A 21,781-nucleotide genomic window follows, 5' to 3' on the forward strand; every position below is an offset into this window, starting at 1 on the left:
ATTCTCCCCTCCTTTACAAAGGACCAGAAACGTCACTTAGATAAATCGTATTTCCGGTCTTCACCGATTCTTCAACAGCGAGCATCGCTTTCATCGTAGCAATCCCGTCTTCAATCGTTGCACCTACACCTGGCTTATTATGCAGAATTGAATCTGCAAAACCTTCAATCTGCAATCTATAAAAATGACCATCTGCTCCAAGCGGTCTATGGTAGCTGTTATCACTAGCTTTGAAAATTTCTACATCGCTTGATTTTAATGTCCACGGGTTGTATGTCTTTCCTACTACTGATCCGAATTCACCATAAATTTGGAATCCTTCATGCCAATCCATCCGAACCGCAATGGTCAAATCCAATTGAGCTACAAAGCCGCTTTCAAACTCCGCAGTAATAAACCAACAATAGGCACCGAACTTTTGCGTATTCCATGCTTTCACACTTACAATATTTCCACCTAGATATCTTGCGGTATCGAACAAATGGCTTCCATGACCTAAAATATAATAGCGTTCCTTGTTCGCTTTTGGATCTCCAGCAGGTCTCTTTATATTTTTACCGGATATAATCACTGGCTGAACATTCTCGGTAACGGTATACCGATAGGTGGAATCACAATACCAAGCTTTTAGGCCAATAATCTCACCCATTTCATGATCTACAAACTCTTTAGCTGCTACTATACCGGGGTCAAATCTCTTCATATTCCCCACTTGCACTTTGAGATCGGTACGATCCACTAGCTCTTTTAATTCTTCCACTTCTTCGATGGATACACCTAGAGGCTTTTCTACCAAGACATGTTTACCTGCACGCACCGCTTGTTTAGCTGCCTCCACATGAAATTGATCGGCAATCCCAATAACTACAGCATCTACGCTAGGGTCCGACAGCATTTGATCATAATCCATATATACCTTGTCAGGTTCATAGATAGCATTCATTCTTCGAAGTAAGTATTCGTCTACATCGCATATTGCGTAAAGGTGAGCATTACGTGAACGCCTTATAGCGTCAAAATGCGCCGCTTGTGAAATCTGACCGCAACCTAATACGCCGATGTTCAACAATTGGTTTTCCTTTTTCATATTCATGTCCTCCTATTCTAGTTAAAGAAATTCAAAGCAAGTGCTACATCGTCCTCAGCTAACCCATGCATAATAACAGGACCGTCATAAACCTTACTTAATTCATTTAGATATTCCTTTAAGGGCAAGTTTCCTTTTCCCACCGGTGCAAAAGTGATCTTCTCTTCGGATACAAAAGCATCTTTGCAATGCGCAATGGCAATGTGCTTCTTCAGCGCTGTTAGCGTTTTTGAAATCTTACCTAAGAGGTCCTTATGATCCTGTGGGGTTACTAGATTTGCTGCATCATACAAAACCTTAAGATAAGGTGAATCTAGATCTTGTAATAGTCTCAAAGCATCTTCTGCCGTACTCACCACATTGGCTTGTTCAGGTTCAAATATTAGCGTTCTTTGGTTGTCTTCTGCAATTTTCAGCATCCACGCAAGACTTTCATGCAATAGTGACCATGCCCTCACTGTATGATTGTCAGGATGAGAACTCCAGAAATCTTCTTGGTTCAAACTACCCGTAGAAATCGAAACATACGGAACAGCTAATGCAGCTGCAGCCTCAACTACATTTTTAAAACGCTGCTGATTTTCAACTTTCTTCTCCTCATTTAGCTCTAGCGTATTAAACGTTCCTGAGATCACAGCAATGCTAACTCCACTGTTCATTACTGCTTCTCTGATTTGATGGATGGTCTCCTGACTAATCTCTTTAGGCAAGCTTTCCAGTCCTACATTAGCAAAATTGAATTGAACGCTACTCATGCCTTGCGCTTTGATTTTGTGTAAGGCGATCTCCAGTTCATAGTTCAAGTATACTTTCGAGAAAATTCCTAGCTTCACAAGTTACACCTCCTTTATCTATTTTCAACTTCATCATACACGTAATTTCGATTATAAACAATAAAATTCAATTATCAAAAAGATCTAATGATCTGCATAAAAATATAAAAAAGTGTTGGCAATAATGCCAACACTCTACAAACAATTATCGATTTCGATTAATCATGTAATTCAATAAATGCTTCAGAAAAGCAATATTACGAGGGATCTCCTTTAACGCTTCCATAGCGAGACAGTAGTGTTCCCACATCTCTTTTCTTGCGCCGTCAGCACCAAGAATAGATACAAACGTTGAATTGTTATTCTCCACATCCTGACCTATCGGCTTACCTAGTAAATGATGATCTCCTTCCAAATCGAGCAAATCATCTTTAATCTGAAAGGCAATCCCCGCATGATAGGCAAATTTTTTCAAAGCCAGAACTTCAGATTTCTTAACCTGAGCCAGAATCGCTGGCATCACTAGTGAAGCTTCAAATGCAATTCCGGTCTTATAAAAGCAAATCATATTTAATTGCTCTAGCGTCAATGCTTTTCCCTTAGAATTCAGATCCATTGCCTGACCCATACATGTATCTTCTGCTTTTTGGGCTGAATATTGCATCAAGGCTAGCACTGCTTTTGCATCAAAAGAATGAAGTGACGCCTGTTCCTCGATCGACTTCTGAATCAGAAATAGTCCGGTTAACTCCGCCGTTGAACTAGTATACATTTCGTGTAGAGTTGCACGACCTCTTCGGGTTGAGGCATTATCCTGGGATGGAAGATCATCAAAGATTAGAGAAGCGGTATGCATATATTCCAAAGATCTCAGAAGCGGCACAATTGCGGATGCATCTAGACCATATTCGTTAACACCCATGACCCAAGTCAATATAGGTCTTATCCGCTTGCCGTCGCCTGCTAGACTATAATTAGCCGCATCAATAAGCAACTCTTTCATTTCTGGCGTCCCGTCTGGCTTGGCTATCAGCAATTGTTTATTGATTTGATCGCGGACCTTTTGGATCGTATCTCGAAATTCCACTTTTTCCTTCTTGCTGTTTTTTAGATTCAAAAGCAACTGATCCCGAAGCAGTTTATCGAAAAAATCCACATCGTCCGCTTTCTGCACCATCTGCTGGACAAGCCGATTAAACGCTGGTTGACCAGAAGCAAAAATCTCCATGATCTCTTTATACTTCTCATTTCCTACACGTTCTTTACATCGCTTGAGTCCATTAATGGCGCGATCTAATATTACTTCACGGGTTTTAGGATCAGAGCGATACACAGTGTGTATTAAATGGGAAATGACCGTCCAGTATAATTCAAAAGGATTGATCAGATCTGTACGTTGACTACGGTATTTTAAATAATAAGTATAGGGGGTTACCGCTCCCGCTTTCATATCGTCAAACATATCCGCAAAATCATCAGCCAGCTGATTATATAACCCATAGAAAAAGGTATGTTGATCAAATCCGTCATCTGCTGGAGCACTAATTACGGATCGGACAATTAAACGGGAAGAAGAGGATTTTAAAATGATGGGTATGAAAAGCTCTTCATTGCTGTATTCAGAGTTAGAAAGATCCTTCATACGATCCAATTCCTGAGAATGGAAAAATACAAAAGACTGCTCGAAAAATGCATCCTGCATTTCTTCCCGCTGATACCCTCTAATATACTCAAAAGCCTCCTTGAGCTCCGAATGTACAAATCGAATGAACGGCATGTTCTCTCCGGACCATTCACCCAATTCCGGTACAACTCTATTAAGGATCGCAGTGCGTATCATATGAGAATACTGTTCTTTCTCTTGGTCGGTTAAGACACTGGAATCAAGGAGATCATCAATGAATGGATAAGTTAGGCCATATGAATAACCAAGTCTAATGGCTTCACCAATCCTCTTGGATCGCTCCACAGGTGGTACGTCATCGTCCATCTCTTCCATCACATGGAGAATCACCCCAATAATGATCTTGATTAATTTACGCTGTGCTTGCTCGGGATTCATTTCCTTCGGAAGATGTGCTGATACCCGCTTAAGTTTGTCTATCACCCAAATCGTGGCCGTTTCAACGCCTTCCTTCTGAGCCCAACGGTAAATCCCGGTGAAATTCATGAAATCTGACTGATCCTCCGAACTTGTGGAGCCTGGAAGAATCATCTGATTTCTAATATCGGCAACCATACGCTTAATCCGGAGCTGTGTATTCGGCGAATCCAAAGCTTGCCCCAGATCTCTCATGTAAAGATAGGAAACACTTCGATCCAAATAATCATCCAATTTACCGGTCTGATTCAGCCATCCTAGATATCTATGATAATCCTGAGAATCAGGTTTCCTCTTGCCTCTTGATAAAAAGGACAACCATGAACGGCGATGAATATGGTTCTTCTTCCACAATTGAAAATCTTCAATTAAGGTAGACACATAAGTTTTTTCTTTGAACTGTTCACGAAGAGATGCAAAATACTGAGCTGCCTTCTGCTCAGCAATCGAATATCCTGTATCGGCGTAATCTGTAAATTTTTCATTCATAGGTGATGACCTCAACTTCTCTTTTTGTTAACATGACCCATTAGGGAAGAACAGAATTTCTTCCTGAATGAAATGTTCATCAGTTAATACGGTCAAAACTCTTTTGGGTTACGAAAAAGAAGCTTGACTAATCAAGCTTCTTTCAAAATAACTATACACAAATTATTCTATTTAGATTAATCTGCATTATGCTACTTTACTTGGATCTTTAGCGAGAGCGTCGATCCTAATTCCTTTTGTATATATGCTAAATCTGTTATCTGCTCGATATGATAAACGCCGCCTGGAAATGAAGAATCATAGAGGAGCTTTGATACTGCTGCTGTCACTTTTGCAGTGATGATGGATTGATTCTTTCCTTGCAATATTAAATCAGCATGCATTGGCTTCCCCTCTCGATTTCTTCCACGAGCCTCAACCTTGATAGCGAACTGGTCGCTCCCAATATGCAGCCGCTCCATAGCACTAACCATCCACCTGTTCACCCAGCTTGTCTTTAACAAACGAACGGCTCCTGTTTTTTTGGCTATAGCCAGCATTTTAGTAACGAAAACTGAGTCCAGACAAAATCGTGTGGAGATGGACGATGCTTTGAGCGTTCGGGCAAGCGTCTGTTGATCTGAGAATGGGAAACGATAGGCATGGCGATTCCCTAAATCGTCACCAAAGTGATATGACTTTCTATCGGTGAAGCTCTCTACCTCTACCTGACGATTCTTCTGCTTAACTTCAAACTTTTCTCCTAAACTATTCACTGTCCATTCGATCGCCGCCTTACCATGAGAATCACCAAGTCCGAGCATAATCGCGATTTCGATGTCCTCCGTCTGTTCTATCAATCTTTCCGCTTCAAGAGCCATTAGATTGGTTATGCCGGGTGCAAGCCCTACACTAAGAACGGCACTAGATCCATGTCGTGCAGCCTCTTCGTATAACACCTCAATTTGAGATAAAAACGGACCGCTCGCTGATACATCCACATAATACGTACCGCTACGAAAGCAGGCTTTTACAAAATCCGTATTCGTTTGATCCAAACACATGATGATTAGCTTCACTTGATCTAGTAAATGTGGAGGTATCGGCTTATTAATATCTAACTGTAACGGCTTGATCCTGCCGTGGGTATATTGACAGAACCGCTCTGCTTTTTCAAGACTTCTCCCTGCAGCAAATACTTTACCTGGATACTTCTTCTCTAATATTTCGCATATGGTACGCCCTACATGTCCATAACCACCAACGACAACAATATCTTCTTTTCCCTGCATTTTTATCACCGCATCCTATATAATAGAGTTGATTAAGAATCATTCTCAATTATACGGATTTCGCTTCCGTTCACTATCCCACAAATGTGGGAGTTGATATAATCCATTAAGGACTAGAGGGCTACTCAATGAATACCAATAAACAATTCATTCTAATAAAGAAACAAATCGTTAAACTAGGTATGGTTACTGATTCATCTCACAACTACCGTACTTCCTTGCTGACTCTTTTACGTGAAGCAGTTCCCTTTGATGCTGCCTGCTGTACTCATGTTGATCCACAGACATTGCTTTCGACAGGTGCGGTTACTGAAGACAATGTAGAATCCATTCATCCCCACTTGTTCCAGATCGAATACGGTCAGGATGATGTTAACACCTATGAGCAAATGGTTCATAACAAACTCCTCGTCGCTACAATATATGAGGCGACCAAGCAGAAACCCGAGCGGTGTACACGCTATCGAAAGGTATTGTCTCCTGCAGGTTTTGGGGATGAACTACGTGCAGTCCTTATTCTTGGCGAATCTTGTTGGGGATATTTGACGCTGTACAGGAATACAGATCAATCGAAATTCTCACAAGAGGAATGTGATTGGATCACCTCGCTCATCCCTCTGATTGCAGCTAGAATGCGGGCTTTCAGTCTTGAGCTTCCAGAGAAAGATGAGACTTGGCTTGAAGATCATTACGGTTCCGGCATTGCAGTTTTATCTGATGACTTGGCTCTTCTCTCTTCCAATCCCACAGCGGATCGCTGGTTAGGCAAACTCCGCTCATTGGAAATGATTGAGGCTCATGTTCTACCTCGTCCAATCCGTGCTGTAAGCACGCAAGCGTTAAACAGCCCTTCCGAATCTATGGGGATAGCGAAGGCATGCATTCGTATGACTGAGGGGCCCTATTTAGTCGTTCGGGCAAGTCTTCTTAAGGCTTCCAACGGTCAGAACCAAATTGCCATTTCATTCGAACCCGCGCGTCCTGCTGACATGCTCCCCATCATTGCTGAAGCTTATGGTTTGACGGAACGTGAGCAACAGCTATTACACGGAGTAATTCGAGGATTATCCACTAAAGAATTGGCTTCTGCACTGCATATTTCTGCATACACCGTCCAGGATCATTTAAAGTCCATTTTTAGCAAAGCAAATGTCAGCAGCCGTAGAGAACTTATTTGGTATTTGCATTCACGCTACAATATTGCTCAAGCTTGAGTAATCCGAGATAAAGGATATACAAGTTGTATGTCCTTCTCTGTAATTAGTCCTTCATATAACGAATGATTATGGTCTGCACCTACAATACACAAGATTCTTTTCTCTGAGTGGCCTTTTATGGCATTTTTGATTCGTTGAATCATTATAAGATGTCTACACAACCACCTGAACTGATGCGCTTGAGGATTGATTCGTTCTAACCATTCATACTTCTGTCTTGTAATAGTGTCATATTCTAATGAATTAAAGGGAATTGCACTTGAATCCACTGTTGAAAGCTGTCTTTGAAACCATTGCTCTAACTCATATTCCAATTCTTTTCTCTGATCTTCTTTATAGCTATTAAAAGGATCAAAATCTGTCCAAACATCCAATTCAACCCAATCAATAGGGACAAATTCATAATTCTCTTCTTTACACAAAGGAAAAATGAGATCCCAATATTCACTTGCAGGTTCTCCCCAATATCCACGGTAATTACTGTCCTTCTTATAATGTTCCCAACTACTAGGAAGGACTTCTCCACAAATAATATCTGGATTAAACTCTAAAATTAAATCCTTTATGAACTCTAAAGAAAAATGATATTTTTGCCTAAGTTCATCATCGTGAACCACTCCCAAAATACCTACAATTGACACGAAAAATCCTCCTACCTTCAATTAATTCTAATATCATCTAATTTTACAATCGTCAAATTTGATAATATTACAATAGGAATATAATGTAAATAATTATTTAAAAAAATAGACTGAGCACCTATGAATAGAGGGCTCAATCTGTTTAAATGTAACATTTCACTAGTGCATTCGTTAATATTGCAAAGCAGCCATCCTTTAATGCGAAGCCGTATACTCTCCCAATTCAGAAGCCGGATCAAACTTTTCCTTACTCATCACAAATGCAGCCAGTAGAGCTATAACAGACGGAATAATTGCCCATGCAAAAGTGTGAACAAGCGATGAGGATAATCCCTCTGTAATCTTATCAAGAACTTCCGTAGGGATTTTCTCACGAGTATCCGGAGTCAAAATAGTACTTGGATCGCTTAAATTTACCCCTATAGGTGTTGCACCACTGCTACTGAACATGGATGCTAATTTATTCGAAAACACATGACTTTGGATAATACCGAATACTGTTATGCCGAGTGTCATTCCCAGCTCCCTTGTAAAACTAAGTGTCGAACTTGCGGACCCACGCTGCCTTGCTGTAAATCCATGAATGGCTGCGTTACTTAGAACAGAGAATGAAGAACCTATTCCAAGACCTACTAGAAACATAAATATGGTGACCATGAACCGTGAAGAATCTGGTGTTAATGTGGTTAGCAAGGCGATACCTAAAACAAGCAGTATTAACGTCGATATCATGATGGCGCGATAATTGAACTTCGAGAGCAGGAATCCGCCCCCCGCTGCAGTGATAACGGAGCCGAGCATCATAGGAAGTAGAACAAGACCCGAATTCGTTGCTGAGCCGCCAAGCACCCCTTGAATGTAGATTGGAATGTACACCGAGGCTGTAATAAATGCTGCTCCACTAAATATAGCCATAACATTACTCGTAGAATAAAGACGATTCTTGAACATGCCGAAAGTAATGATGGGTTCTTCTGCACGACGTTCGATAAAAATAAATCCCACGATAAACACTACAAAAGCTAAGAACAATCCTAAAATCATAGCAGAGTCCCAAGCATATTTTTTACCACCCAGCTCAATCGCAAACATGAGACATAGGATGGAAGCTACAAGTGTAAACGCACCTAGGTAATCGATCTTTTCCTTGGAATGCTCAACAGACTCTTTGTAGAAGAAAGCAATCAAAAAGAAGGCAATAACACCTATAGGTAAGTTGATGTAAAAGACCCAAGACCAATGAATGTAATCCGCTATGTAAGCGCCAATAAGGGGTCCGAAAATACTTGATATACCATAAGCTGCTCCGAATAATCCACCGATCTTCCCCCGTTTTTCCGGAGCAACCACATCGAACATGATGGTGAACGCAATTGGAACCAGTGCCCCTCCACCAATACCCTGAATCGCACGATAAATACTCAGCTGAACTATAGAGTTTGCGGTACCACATAAAGCAGATCCGATCATAAATACAATAATTCCGAAAATAAAGAAACGCTTGCGGCCATACATATCCGATAATTTTCCGAAAATCGGCATTCCTGCCATCTCAGCTATCATATAAGCAGAAGTCACCCACATCAGTTTGTCAAAACCGCCAAGTTCCCCTACGATTGTTCCCATTGCAGTTGCTAATATAGTGTTATCCATGGATGCCATAAGTGTGGCCAGTAATAGAGCCGCTATAATAATCCCTACATTATTTTTCTTCTCCAAGTTCTTTACCATTCTCTTTTGTTCCCTCCACTTTTCCTTAATTTCGAATTTAATCTTATCGTTATAAGATCGCACACCAACCTCTCTCTAAACTTCTTGATGCATTACCTTTTGCAAAACTTTAATAATTCCGATAAAATGAATTCAATTAATCGCACGTTTATCGAGTATCTTAATTGTCTAATATCTCGATTATCAAGATATAAATATTTTAAAAGGAGGGCTCTCTTTTGTCAAGAGATCGACACAATCAAGTGAAAAATCAGCAGGAAGACTTCACCTTGCGTATGCGGGGCCTAGGAAGTCGAACGATACTATATCAGCAAAATGTGGCAGCATCACTTGGGTTATATAATAATGATTATCTATCCATAGATATCCTCCATGAAAGAGGTCCCATCACCGCTGGTGAACTGTCCAAGCTAACCGGACTGGCTACAGGCAGTGTTACGGCATTAATTGATCGACTTGAAAATAACGGTTTTGTTCGCAGACAAAATGACCCCAGTGACCGTCGTAAGGTAATTATTGTCCCTTTGTATGAAAATAATGAGGTCGGGAATGCCTACCTTCCCCTGCATGCCGAGATGCTTAAATTAGCTTCCACCTACTCGGATGAAGAGCTTGAACTTATTACACAATTTGTTGGCAAAGCAAGTGCGGTTCTGGAAGAGCAAATTCATCGTCTAAGCTCCGCAACAAACAATAATTCTTCTACTTAAGCCTTAATTATTCATCAAAAAAGGACAATACCCATTGTCTAATTACAATGGGTATTGTCCTTTTTTTTCTCACATTATTCGAATGTTACTTCGTATCTATGGAAATAGACAGCTTTCCATTGGATTCAATTAAAGAAATTTTGGCATTATCCGTCTGCCATACCCTACGAAAGTTTGTACCTTCGCCTTCTTTTTCTATATCTGCTGTGTTACCTTCACTCTTAGTCGTAAGCTCTCCAAGCTGTTGCGTTATCTCTTGCGTTAATTTTTCCTTGGTAGCTTCTTCAAAATGAATCGTCTCTCCAATCACTTTTCCAGTGTGATCATAGGAGACCTGAAGATTTGCTTTGTGATTCACAATCTTCTCGTTATATTCGCGGGATAAAAGAGTAGAATTCGTACCTTCATTACGATTAGGTGCGCCTTTGCCGAGAGCTTGGACAACTTGAGCATCCTCTTTTCCAATCAAAGTGGCAAGTTCCTCAAGGCTAAATCTTTCCTCAGCTCCACTTGGCACAACCGTTGGAGGTGGTAGCTGGGATTTATCTGCTACTGGTCTTGAGCATGCACTAAGTGCAAGGACCGTAAGCAGTAGCAAACAAGTTTGTTTTAATATCTTCATGGGTTTCATTCCCTTCATTGCTAGCTCTTGATGTATTTTTCACTATTTATTGAATGATTATGTATTGATGGAGCCAAATTCGTCCAAAAAAGACGATATCCCATGAAGTCAAATGACTTTGAGATACCGTCCTACATCATGAATCTTGCAATTAAAGGGAAGCTGAGGATTGGCTAACCCAAGCCACTAATTGAGCCGTATCCACTGTATCCCCTTTTCGTAGTTTCAGTGTTTTTCTCTCCGGAGGGCCCTCGAATATCCCTTCTGGAAACTCAAGCTCATTCGTATTAAAAATAACAAAGCTTACCGCATCTTTTGAAGTTGAAATAGCTGCTGCGTATTTACCATTTTTCAAAAAATGAGGCTTCTTATACTGAATTCGTTCCTGTACATCTGGGATTGCTTGGTGAACAACCTCACGAAGATTAGTAGATAACTCCACCTGCCATGGTTCTTTTAATGCTTCAATAAAATCGATGACTTCTTGATTCATTTTTTTATCTCTCCTTTATGTACGTACCGGTTTAAAATAATATTGAATTAACTACGATGTTCCTAAGTTACACGCTGCCGCCCGATTCAGCAAAAGAATCCTTTCACGTTCATTCCCAGTCAAGGATGCGGCACGTTCAAACTCTGTACGAGCCTCATCATATCGACCCAGCTTCAGCAGAAGATCACCACGAACGCTGGGCAGCAGATGATATTCCCTCATAGATGGTTCAGTATTTAGCTCATCCACAATTTGCAGTCCAAAGGTTGGGCCGAACGCCATGGATATGGCGACCGCTCGGTTTAATTCGACAATCGGCGAAGGCATGACTCTCGAGAGCGCTTCGTACAGTGCAGAAATACGGATCCAGTCTGTCTCTGCTGCAGTAGTCGCCTGTGCATGACAAGCAGAAATCGCAGCCTGAAGCGAGTAAGGTCCCGGCGGACGACCAAGCTTTCGGCTACGCTCTAAAGCAGCCAGGCCACGACGGATCAGTAATTGATCCCACTGTGCCCGGTTTTGATCCATTAGTAGAATAGGTTCCCCTTTGCTATTAACCCTTGTCCTAAAACGCGAGGTTTGAATCTCCATAAGGGCGACCAGTCCATGAACCTCAGGTTCATAAGGGTTAATCTCAGCTAGTACCCGTCCTAATCTCAGCGCCTCCTGGCATAACAGCGGACGGATCCAATCCACTCCAGAGGTTGCAGAATATCCTTCATTAAACATTAGGTAAAGGACTTCAAGCACCGTAGACAAACGGTCTTTAAGCTCTTCTTGAACGGGTACCTCAAAAGGAACCTTGTTAGCACTTAGGGTTCTCTTCGCCCGAACAATTCGCTGAGCAATCGTTGATTCGGCGACTAGAAAAGAACGTGCGATTTCATCTGTCGTCAATCCACATAACAGTCGAAGGGTCAGGGCTACTCTGGCATCTTGTGACAACACCGGATGACAGGTCATAAAGATCAGACGAAGGAGGTCGTCACTGATCTCCTCATCTAACGCATCATCTATGTCTACCTCAGTGTATAAATCCATGCTATGTGCAACCTCTACGTATTTCTGATCTCGAAGCTTGGTCCTGCGAATAAGATCAATCGCACGCCGTTTCGCGGTGGTCATCAGCCAAGCACCTGGATGATCTGGAATCCCCGTCTCTGGCCATCGATTAAGGGCAATTACTAATGCGTCCTGAGCAAGATCTTCTGCGAGACCTACGTCCCGTACCATGCGCGTTAAACCCGCAATGATTTTTGCCGATTCCATTCGCCATATTGTATCAATCGTTCGATGCGTATGGGAGAAACTCACGTTTGCTTATGCTCCTCAACCTGTTTACGAAGTGCTACTTCTTTCGCCAATGTTTCGGGATCGTCCATTAATTCCCCCGGCTCGAATACCTGCCTTAACTCAATCTCTCCTTGGCCAAATCCATGAGGGTCCGGCATACGTAAAGCCCATTCAATGGCTTCTTCTCTTGATTTGACCTCAATCAGCGTATATCCAGCGATCATTTCTTTAGCTTCTGTAAACGGACCATCCATAACTTTCGGTTTGCCGCCAGCTTCCGGATATGAAATTCGAATACCACTGGAACTCGGTTGCAATCCATCGCCTGCCAGCAACACACCTGCTTTCACCAATTCCTCATTATACTTCTGCATAGCATCAATCAGTTCTTGACTAGGCATATTTCCCGCCTCTGAATCTGTGGTAGCTTTAACAATCATCATAAATCTCATAGGTGTATCCCTCCTATTTTTAATTTTCCATAAAGAATGCAGTAAGCTCAGTTGAAATGATCCTTGTATTGAGTTTCTTCGTATGACCTAGCCCCTTTTTACTTAATAGTTTCGCATTAGGTAGTACTTTAGCTATTGCCTGAGCACCATGCCGTAAGCCAACAGGACTCTCCGTACCTTCGAGGACCAGCGTTGGAATGGTAACTGTGCTCCACAAGGTGGCAGGAAGCGGCTTTCCGTCCATATACCCATCCAATAAAACAGCATCATAGGGAAGAGTGTGCGCTACAGCCATTAGGTTAGACCATACACTTGGCATTAAGCGCATCAATTTAACAACAAACGCAGGTGCTCCCATACCTTTAGTCATAAAATACTTAATTGCCTCAGATCGGCAATTTGTAGCAATAAGCTCAGTAACATTAATTACGAAATCTAGAGGCGGCTTGGGATCCGAAGCATTTACAACAACTGGAGGCTCATGCAGAGCTAATTTTGTAATATTTGCTCCATCCGCTGCTGCCTGTAGAGCAAGAACTGCTCCAGAAGACAATCCCCAGACATATGCCACTCCTCCGGCCGCATTAATTATAGCCTGCAGATCTTCGATCTCACGAGCTATTGCGTATGGCTGAGTGTCTCCGCTATCGCCACGACCTCGTCGATCGTAATTGAAGACTGTGAAATTCTCAGACAACAGATCAGCTAACTGTACCTGACTTGGGAATTTTCGGTAACTAAATGCACCTGTCACTAATATAAGTGCTGGCCCTTGACCCATTTTGTCATAGGCAATCTTAGTTCCATCCATTGAAGTTACTAAATGCATTTCATCTCTCCTTCGCTTTAACGTCTGATATCCGGACTTCTATTTAAACGACGAACGGAAGATGATGAAATCGACACATTCCTAAAAATTTATTTCTTATGAGATAAATACTATATCCTACCATTTATTTCTTGCTCATCAAGTCAATATCCTTCTCTGAAGTTTTAAATTTTCACTATCCACAATATAAGAAAAAAGGGAAAAGTTCCGAAGAACTCCTCCCTCACACTATCGCTTAATGAATCGTCAGATTAAAACCGCTCTGAATATAATTCAGGTTGGGGTTAGCGATATTCGTAGTCGTCAGGTTGTTAAACGTTGCTGAACCATTGCCTGTGTAAGTATAGATTGCCGAACCCTGATGTGGCCCTGAGAAACGTGAAGTAGTAATACCATCAAGCCCAGTACCATTAATATTGATGTTATTAAACACGATATTCTCAAATCCACCACCATAACCGAACTGGATTGCATCACGTTGTGTATTGATGATATCAATGTTGGTAAAGGTAACGTTCTTGATGGCATCATTCGATGCCTCTAAATCGATGGCTCCACGTTCTCCACCATACAGATCTTTACTGGTACCACTTGTGATAATCGTAGTATCTGAGAAAACAATGCCCGCATTATTCTGGAAATGGTAACCAGGGAAAACGGTGTTCATACGAATACCAGAACCACCTACAGTGTCGATGATGTAGTTGTGATCAGCCTTATGACCGCCGCCTCCAAAGAATGCTATGGCTGCTGCACGCCAGTTATTCTCAATCGTGTTGTAGGAGAATGTGTTATTTACACCCGCCGGAGCACCATTGGTGTTACTAGTCCATACTGCAAGACCATCGTCACCGTTATTTCTTACGTTGGTGTTTCGAACAATCGAATTGCTAGTGCCTTGGGAGTAGTTGATACCATCGGCAAGATTGTTCCGAATCCGGCTGTTTTCAACCACAAGCCCACTGGCATAAATAGCAGGTGTATGAGCATAGTCGCCTACCCACATGCCACATTCAAAATGTTCTACCCAGACATCATGGATAATTGAATTAGTACCAAAGTTATCCATAAATCCTTTGTAAATTGCATTTTGTCCATAACGGGATCTCAAATTCGAATTCATGTATACATTACTAAAATCTAGCTTGCCGCTAATACGGAGTGAAATACCGCCTCCCGCCGCATTAGGATTAGTAAACTGGAGGTTCGTATGCCAGATTCCAGCACCCGTCACCGTAAAGTTGTTAATCATATTGCTGGCAGAGCCAATTTCCCACATGCTGCTAAGATTAAATGTTCCGGCAGGAATATACATGCTCTTACCACCTGCAACAGCTGCATTCACCGTTGCTTTAAAAGCTGCAAGGTCATCCTGACCATCATTTGCTACAGCACCATAATCTGTCACTGACACGGAGTTCGCCGGACGAGCGACTACAGTAGGAACAGGTTCGATTTCGAGGAAATCAACACCATATTCCAAGCTATCTCCATTGTTCTTCTGAATACGGATGATATCTCCAGGCTGGAGAGGAGTATCCAATTTCCAGTGGACTTCGTCAAATCGGAAGAGCGGACGCCCAGCACTAGGAGTATCACCAGGCATATCGCCCGAAAAATACTGCCAGCTGTAGTAGGATGTCAACGATACCGTTTTGACTTTTACTCCATTCACATACACGTCAAGTGAACCATTCAGTCCCATACCATCCGAAGAGTCAGGCATAGTAAATCTCATAGTTACACCCGCGCCGCCTTGTCCTTGTCTGACTGTCCATCCCACGTTCGAGCCGTTTGAAGGAAGCGCTACATAACGCTGACCAGATGCTTCTGAAGCAATTAGTGCTTGATCAAACGTAGGTGCTGATTTCAACGTAGCTCCACCACCGAGAGTAGCATCTTCGGTATCATACCGACTATAAGGCATGCTTGCACCACGTAGAGCATAGACCACCAGATTAGTTGTGCTTATATTGTTTGATTGCTTCGCTGTTACCTCATTAGCATCCACTTCAACAGTAGTGGTTACAGTGTAATTACCGTTGACTGCTGTCCATGTCCCTGGAATCGTGACGTTAACGGAAGCTCCAGCAGCAAGGGTCCCGGAATAGGATCCATTAAATGTTTGAATCGTGGTACCCGCTGAGTTTTTAAGAGCTACAGTAACACCATGAGAACCGCTTGCAGAAGCAATGGTTCCTTGATTCTTGAGATTGACGGTAAAAGCTACTGTACTATTAGCCACTGGATTACTTGGTGTCCAGGTAGTCACACCAACTAAGTCAGAGCTGGAGACTGGAGCGATAACAAGAGATGCCCCGTTCGTATAGCTGTTATTCCCTTCGTTCTGCTCGAAAATCACATTGTTCTCATCTACTTTAGCGCTGAGAGCATAGGTCGCAGCGGTTTTGGCTCCAGCGTTTAATGTCATTGAGGCTGTTGTTGATGCGCCTGCAGTTAATAAACCTACTGGAGCAGATCCAACGAGCTCATTGTTTAAGTAAAAGTTGACAGTGGTTGCTGCGGAGCTAGCATTACCGTTGTTCTTAACAACTGCATTTAATGTAATTGCACTTGTCTCGACAGGAGTAGTAGGTGACCAGGACATACCCGTTATCATTAGATCAGGGTTCGCCCCTGGTGTACCGAATACTTGAAACTCCGCGATTTGCCCAGCAGGGGCACCAGAGTTCGAAGTGATATTCAACTGCAGACGTTTAACCGTTGCCGTAACCGGGATGGTTACTGTGTTGCCCGAAGCTGGATTAAACGTATACGATTGAGCCGATACCAAATTACCGAAGGTAGTCGTGTCTTGATTGTGACCGAGCACCTGAATCGTTTGTGTGCGAGTACTCCATGCAGAGGCTGGATTCAGCTTCAAAACGATTGACGTAATGTTGTGGTTCGCCCCTAAGTCGAGGGTGAGCGAACTTGGATTGCTGCCACCTTCCCAGTACGTGCTTGTGTCATTATCGTTCGCATTTGTTGCTACGAACGTTTGTGTACTGGAAGAAGCGGTAATCGTCTTGCCGACAGCAATATTACTCCCAGGAGCAGGTGTTGGTGTGACCGTCGGTGTTGGTGTTGCCGACGGTGTTGGTGTGGCTGTCGGTGTTGGTGTTGGTGTTGGTGTTGGTGTTGGTGTTGCTGACGGTGTTGGTGTTGCTGACGGTGTTGGTGTGGCTGTCGGTGTCGGAGTAGGTATTGCAGGTGGTGTTGTTGTCGTCGATGCTACAGTGATTTGGTCAAGGTTAACATTACCAGAATCACCAGCATCATATTTATATGCGATGGTGTTGTTACCCGCATTTAGATTAAGAACTTCTACTTTAGTGCTCCATAAATCCCAATTTGGTAAGTTAGATAATGAGGTCTGGCCAATTTTAGCACCATTGACATAGACACTTATTGTCTTTGCACTGCCACTTGCATTAGCGTATTTCAATGTCACCTCACGACTACCTGCTGCTGGCACGTTAACCGTGAATGTCGTTGTTGCACCTTGTGTCAAATATCCATCCACGAAGCCCGCGCCGGAGTAACCGGCATGATCCGTGTTCACTTTAGCTCCTCCAGACAGTGAAGCAGATTCAGCTTCATAAGTGCCGGAAGGCGATGGAGTTGGAGTAGCAATAGGGCCACTAGCGCCGTAAATCTCGAATTCAGAGAGCTGAGCTGCCGGCCAACCTGTGTTGCTCGTTACATTCAGACGAACATAACGCGTACTGATTGAGGCAAAGTCGATGGTAACACTGTTCCCTGCCACTGATGGATTGAATTCATAATTTGCAGAACCTACAATATTCGTGAATGTCGAACCGTTTGTGCTACCTTGAACAGCCAATGTTTGCGTCCGCGTCTCCCAGCCAGAAGGGAGCTTTAGAACGATTTGATCAATATTCGTATTTGCACCTAAATCGACTTGAATCCATTGCGGGAATGCATTATTCGTACCTTCCCAATACGTGCTTTGATTACTGTCTTTAACATTGTCAGGACTATAAGTTTGTGATTGACCGCTCGCAGTTACATTTTTGCCGAGTGTCAGGTTTGGTCCTCCGGAGGCTGAAACAAAATTAAGTGGGCCCGCAGCCAAGAATAAACTTGAAATCAGCATGGATACTACCAGCGACCATACAACATACTTGTTACGCATTTTAATTTTAATCCTCCTTAAATATGTTAGATTCTCAAAAATTCACGAACCTATCAGAGTGCTCAAATGGTAGCGTTTTCAATAGAGATCATCCAGAGCACATTAAAAAGAACCACACCCTCCCTTCACTTTCAGACACACTCATTATAGATAAATAGTAGCTCAAACTATAAGATGTAATTCTACGGAAAAGGTAAGTGATACCATTATCGCGAAACTATGCGATTTATGGAATCTATGACATCCGTTTAAAAATAAAAAAAGAGCCTGATTTATCAGGCCCGTACTTTGTCTTCACCTTTGGCAGGAGAGTTTAATAATACCACTCCTCCTACTATTAATACTATTCCGGCAAAAGTAAGAATACCAAATAGATCTCCCCACACAACAATACCCACAATTGCAGTTAGAACAGTACCTACACCCGACCAAATCGCATAAGCTAAGCTTAACGGTAATTCTCTAAGGCTTATGGATAAACTATAAAAAGCAATAATAAAACCAATAATAACCCCTATAGAAGGGAGTAATTGCGTGAATCCTTCTGACATTTTCAACATAGTAGTACCTACGACTTCGCTAGCAATCGCTATACTTAGAGCAATATATCCTACATTTCTTTTCATGCTGCAGCCTCCAAATTCTAATGAGCCCCACCTGAGAGCTTCATAATGATTACACCACCAATAATAAGTAGTAGACCTAGTAATTTCTTACGATTAAAATTCTCCTTATAAATAACTACGCCAATTATAGCTGTCAAAGCTGTGCCCACCCCTGACCAAATCGCATAAGCTGTACCTAATGGAATTGTTTTTAACGCTAAAGAAAGACTGTAAAATGCTAAGCCCATACCAAGGATCACGCCAATGGATGGGAATACCCTTTTAAACCCGTTAGACACTTTTAGCATTGAACTGCCAAATACCTCACAGATGATCGCTGTTGCAAGTAATACATATGAATTCAAAGATAACCTCTCCTTACTTCGTCATATTTATCAATTCTTGAATGACTTTCGTGCGTAATTCATCATCTAACACACCTAATCCGAACATTTCGGAATACCATAACCCATCTGCTGCCAACCTAATGATAGTGGAACGTACAGGATCAATGCCATCGTTCTCTATGTTTTGTTGCCATGTTGCATATTGACTTTGAAATTTGTTAAGAATATCTGGATTTGTGAAAAGAGCAGCGAGAAGCGCGGTACCAATCTCTTTGCCCTCTTTAATATCATCATCCATGGCTTTAGTAATAGTACGACTCCACTTCCCTTTTTCAACCGTTTCGCTCATTGCTCTATCTTGAACATTGGTAAAAAAATGGTTCGTTAGATCTTCGACCATCCCTATGATCAAAGCTTCTTTATTTGGAAAATGGTGCAGTAGCCCGCCCTTACTGACCCCGGCTTCTTTAGCCACAGCTTCAAGCGTAAGCTTCTCTACTCCATTATTTTTAACAACTGTGGAAGCCGCCAATAAAATAGTTTTACGTTTAGAATTACTGTTCACATTGATCACCCCTGATATTTACTATACCGTCTGGACGGTTTTATTGTCAAATAAAAAATAAGCCTGCTAATCCAGGCTTACTAAACCATAATTAAATTAACTCTTTAATATACCAAGCATCACATGCGAAATGCTCTGAGCCAGCTAATGGGGCATCTAAAAGTTCGAAGCCGTTTTTCATATAAAAACGGTTAGCCGCATGCATGTTCTGTAATGTCTCCAAATAACATTTGTTGTAATATAGCTTGGCAAAATCCAGAGCCGTATTTAAGAGTTCGGAAGATATCCCTCTACCTCTAACAGACTGAGATAAGTACATTTTTTGCAACTCACATATGTCGCCCTCATTGCCGAAAGGCGCAATGCCACACCCGCCCAATATATTTCCATCTTCTTCTACAACCCAATAGGCCTGATTATCACTATGATTGTAATACTCATATAAATGATGCAGGCTGTCATCTTCCCACGCAAGCCCTGCCCTATTCCCGCCAAACTCAATCAGGCAGTTCCTAATAATCTGTTCGATTGCATAATTATCCTTCATTTGTATTCTTCTGATGTTCATGATCAATCTGTCCCCTAACTTTTGAATATCAATCTATTGTTATACTATTGTACCACTTCAATGAAAGGATAATTATAAAGGATTTCATACATAATATAGGTGAATTTATAAAAGGAGGGACTTTAATGAAAGTGGCAGCTAAGCAGCTCTGGATTGCAGCATTAGGCGGTGTGAATGAAATTGGTAAGAATATGTATTTCCTGCAATATGCAGATGATATTATTGTCATTGATTGCGGTTCTAAATTTCCGGACGAAAGTCTACTGGGGATTGACCTCATTATTCCTGATGTTACGTATTTATTAAGTAATCTTGATAAGATTCGAGCATTAGTAGTTACACATGGACATGAGGATCATATTGGAGGAATTCCGTATCTACTCAAACAATTAAATCTTCCGATCTACGCATCTCGGTTAACCTTAGGTCTAATTGAAAATAAACTGAGGGAACACGGAATATTACGTCAGACCAAGCTTCATGTCATTGATTCTGAGTCTACTTTACAGCTAGGAGCGATTACTACAACGTTCTTTAATACCAATCATAGTATTCCGGATTGCCTTGGTGTTGTATTCGACACCCCAGAAGGGACCGTTGTTCATACAGGGGATTTCAAATTTGACATGACCCCTGTTAATAAGCAGTATCCAGACATACATAAAATGGCTGACATCGGTAAAAATGGTGTAAAGTTCCTGCTCTCAGAGAGTACCAATGCAGAACGCCCAGGCTTCACCCCCTCTGAAAAACTCGTTGGCGCTCATATAGAAGAAGCATTCATGAAAGCTGACCGTAGAATCTTTATCTCTACCTTTGCTTCAAATGTACACCGTCTACAACAGATCATTGAAGCTGCTCGTTTAACCGATCGTAGATTAACCTTACTTGGCAGAAGTATGGTTAATGTTGTCCGAGTAGCCCAGGAACTCGGGTACTTGAGCATTCCAGATAACATGCTGATCGAGCCTACAGAAGCTGCCAAACTCCCTCCAGAGCAAGTAACTGTATTATGTACAGGCAGTCAAGGAGAGCCCATGGCTGCGTTATCGCGACTGGCTAACGCAAGTCATAGGCAGATGGAAATCCAGGCAGGAGATACCGTTCTGATAGCAGCTAATCCCATTCCCGGGAATGAACGCAATGTATCTAGAATCGTCGATAATTTATACGTGCTGGGCGCTAAAGTCATCTATGGATCACGCAGCGAGCTTCATGTATCTGGGCATGCAAGCCAAGAAGAGCTTAAGTTAATGTTAACCTTGATGAAACCTGAATATTTCATACCGATTCATGGTGAATACCGTATGCTACATCATCACAGCTTGTTAGCAGAGGCAGTTGGTGTTAACCCCAATAATATCTTTATTCTAAAAAATGGAGATATCGTCGAGTCATCATCAGGTGTCGTCCGCCAATCTGGCCGAGTGGCAGCTGGACAAACCCTAGTGGATGGCCTTGGGATTGGAGATATTGGTAATGTCGTTCTTCGCGATCGTCGCCAGCTGTCAGCAGACGGTATTTTGATTACAGTGATTACATTAAGCCAAGAAGATGGACGTTTATTAAACGAGCCGGATACCATATCCAGAGGATTCATCTATGTCCGTAACTCAGAAACTTTAATGGAGGAGATCAACAAGCTTGTAACCTCCACCCTTCAAAAGATGAGTGAGGCTGACCTAGGCGAGTGGAATATCATCAAGCAGACCATCAAGGAGACCCTAAGTAGATTCCTGTACGAAAAAACGAAACGACGTCCAATGATTCTCCCCATCATTATTGAGGTGTAGCAAAAAGGAGCTCCTTTAATAGGGGCTCCTTTTTC

Annotated in this window: 19 protein-coding genes; 3 read left to right on the forward strand and 16 right to left on the reverse strand. The window is 42.1% G+C overall.

All coding sequences use genetic code 11. The features are described 5' to 3' along the window. Positions 1 to 13 precede the first annotated feature (13 nt). The 4 genes from ACFWMP_RS00455 to ACFWMP_RS00470 form a co-directional block, all read right to left on the reverse strand. Positions 14 to 1,087 (reverse strand): Gfo/Idh/MocA family protein, encoded by a 1,074-nt coding sequence (locus ACFWMP_RS00455; protein WP_379421650.1) that lies wholly within the window; start codon positions 1,085 to 1,087, stop codon positions 14 to 16. A 17-nt stretch (positions 1,088 to 1,104) separates the two neighbouring features. After that, positions 1,105 to 1,920, reverse strand: a complete 816-nt coding sequence (locus ACFWMP_RS00460) for a sugar phosphate isomerase/epimerase family protein (protein WP_379421651.1) — start codon at positions 1,918 to 1,920, stop codon at positions 1,105 to 1,107. A 145-nt stretch (positions 1,921 to 2,065) separates the two neighbouring features. Then, on the reverse strand, positions 2,066 to 4,450 hold the full coding sequence (locus ACFWMP_RS00465; RefSeq protein ID WP_379421652.1) for a polyprenyl synthetase family protein: 2,385 nt from the start codon (positions 4,448 to 4,450) through the stop codon (positions 2,066 to 2,068). A 191-nt stretch (positions 4,451 to 4,641) separates the two neighbouring features. Next, positions 4,642 to 5,721 carry a saccharopine dehydrogenase family protein gene (locus tag ACFWMP_RS00470; protein WP_379421653.1) on the reverse strand — a complete coding sequence of 360 codons (1,080 nt, stop codon included), beginning with the start codon at positions 5,719 to 5,721 and terminating at the stop codon, positions 4,642 to 4,644. A gap of 128 nt (positions 5,722 to 5,849) precedes the next feature. On the opposite strand from ACFWMP_RS00470, the gene ACFWMP_RS00475 reads away from it, so the two are divergent. Beyond that, complete coding sequence (locus tag ACFWMP_RS00475) at positions 5,850 to 6,935, forward strand: helix-turn-helix transcriptional regulator (RefSeq protein WP_042188064.1); 1,086 nt, start codon at positions 5,850 to 5,852, stop codon at positions 6,933 to 6,935. On the opposite strand, the gene ACFWMP_RS00480 is transcribed toward ACFWMP_RS00475, so the two are convergent. Both ACFWMP_RS00480 and ACFWMP_RS00485 read right to left on the reverse strand, forming a co-directional pair. Next, complete coding sequence (locus ACFWMP_RS00480) at positions 6,926 to 7,579, reverse strand: hypothetical protein (RefSeq protein ID WP_339248053.1); 654 nt, start codon at positions 7,577 to 7,579, stop codon at positions 6,926 to 6,928. The genes ACFWMP_RS00475 and ACFWMP_RS00480 overlap by 10 nt on opposite strands. A gap of 195 nt (positions 7,580 to 7,774) precedes the next feature. Next, positions 7,775 to 9,310, reverse strand: coding sequence for an MDR family MFS transporter (locus ACFWMP_RS00485; protein ID WP_076285763.1), 1,536 nt, complete (start codon positions 9,308 to 9,310; stop codon positions 7,775 to 7,777). Between the two features lie 275 nt (positions 9,311 to 9,585). On the opposite strand from ACFWMP_RS00485, the gene ACFWMP_RS00490 reads away from it, so the two are divergent. Next, positions 9,586 to 10,020 carry a MarR family winged helix-turn-helix transcriptional regulator gene (locus ACFWMP_RS00490; protein ID WP_341147681.1) on the forward strand — a complete coding sequence of 145 codons (435 nt, stop codon included), beginning with the start codon at positions 9,586 to 9,588 and terminating at the stop codon, positions 10,018 to 10,020. Between the two features lie 85 nt (positions 10,021 to 10,105). On the opposite strand, the gene ACFWMP_RS00495 is transcribed toward ACFWMP_RS00490, so the two are convergent. The 10 genes from ACFWMP_RS00495 to ACFWMP_RS00540 form a co-directional block, all read right to left on the reverse strand. Further along, positions 10,106 to 10,642 (reverse strand): hypothetical protein, encoded by a 537-nt coding sequence (locus ACFWMP_RS00495; protein WP_379421654.1) that lies wholly within the window; start codon positions 10,640 to 10,642, stop codon positions 10,106 to 10,108. 151 nt (positions 10,643 to 10,793) lie between these two features. Continuing rightward, positions 10,794 to 11,135 (reverse strand): DUF1801 domain-containing protein, encoded by a 342-nt coding sequence (locus tag ACFWMP_RS00500; protein WP_076285765.1) that lies wholly within the window; start codon positions 11,133 to 11,135, stop codon positions 10,794 to 10,796. A gap of 51 nt (positions 11,136 to 11,186) precedes the next feature. Beyond that, entirely contained in the window at positions 11,187 to 12,449 is a 1,263-nt protein-coding gene (locus tag ACFWMP_RS00505) for an RNA polymerase sigma factor (protein ID WP_379421655.1), read from the reverse strand. Further along, positions 12,446 to 12,880 carry a YciI family protein gene (locus tag ACFWMP_RS00510; RefSeq protein WP_379421656.1) on the reverse strand — a complete coding sequence of 145 codons (435 nt, stop codon included), beginning with the start codon at positions 12,878 to 12,880 and terminating at the stop codon, positions 12,446 to 12,448. The genes ACFWMP_RS00505 and ACFWMP_RS00510 overlap by 4 nt, the downstream gene beginning before the upstream one ends. A 19-nt stretch (positions 12,881 to 12,899) precedes the next feature. Further along, positions 12,900 to 13,709, reverse strand: coding sequence for an alpha/beta fold hydrolase (locus ACFWMP_RS00515; protein WP_379421657.1), 810 nt, complete (start codon positions 13,707 to 13,709; stop codon positions 12,900 to 12,902). Between the two features lie 235 nt (positions 13,710 to 13,944). Next, positions 13,945 to 17,868 (reverse strand): discoidin domain-containing protein, encoded by a 3,924-nt coding sequence (locus tag ACFWMP_RS00520; protein ID WP_379421658.1) that lies wholly within the window; start codon positions 17,866 to 17,868, stop codon positions 13,945 to 13,947. A 275-nt stretch (positions 17,869 to 18,143) separates the two neighbouring features. Next, positions 18,144 to 18,494 (reverse strand): DMT family transporter, encoded by a 351-nt coding sequence (locus tag ACFWMP_RS00525; RefSeq protein WP_379421659.1) that lies wholly within the window; start codon positions 18,492 to 18,494, stop codon positions 18,144 to 18,146. Positions 18,495 to 18,511: 17 nt separating this feature from the next. Next, positions 18,512 to 18,838: a DMT family transporter gene (locus ACFWMP_RS00530; protein ID WP_042188043.1), complete on the reverse strand. Its 327-nt coding sequence runs from the start codon at positions 18,836 to 18,838 to the stop codon at positions 18,512 to 18,514. Between the two features lie 13 nt (positions 18,839 to 18,851). Next, complete coding sequence (locus ACFWMP_RS00535; RefSeq protein WP_379421660.1) at positions 18,852 to 19,385, reverse strand: TetR/AcrR family transcriptional regulator; 534 nt, start codon at positions 19,383 to 19,385, stop codon at positions 18,852 to 18,854. Between the two features lie 91 nt (positions 19,386 to 19,476). After that, the gene (locus ACFWMP_RS00540; RefSeq protein WP_042188041.1) at positions 19,477 to 19,953 is read right to left on the reverse strand and encodes a GNAT family N-acetyltransferase; all 477 of its coding nucleotides are present in this window, start codon (positions 19,951 to 19,953) and stop codon (positions 19,477 to 19,479) included. Between the two features lie 125 nt (positions 19,954 to 20,078). On the opposite strand from ACFWMP_RS00540, the gene ACFWMP_RS00545 reads away from it, so the two are divergent. Next, entirely contained in the window at positions 20,079 to 21,746 is a 1,668-nt protein-coding gene (locus tag ACFWMP_RS00545) for a ribonuclease J (RefSeq protein WP_042188039.1), read from the forward strand. The last annotated feature ends 35 nt before the right edge of the window (positions 21,747 to 21,781 follow it).

The organism is Paenibacillus sp. NPDC058367 (assembly GCF_042723305.1).
In the GTDB taxonomy this organism is placed as follows: Bacteria; Bacillota; Bacilli; order Paenibacillales; family Paenibacillaceae; genus Paenibacillus_AQ.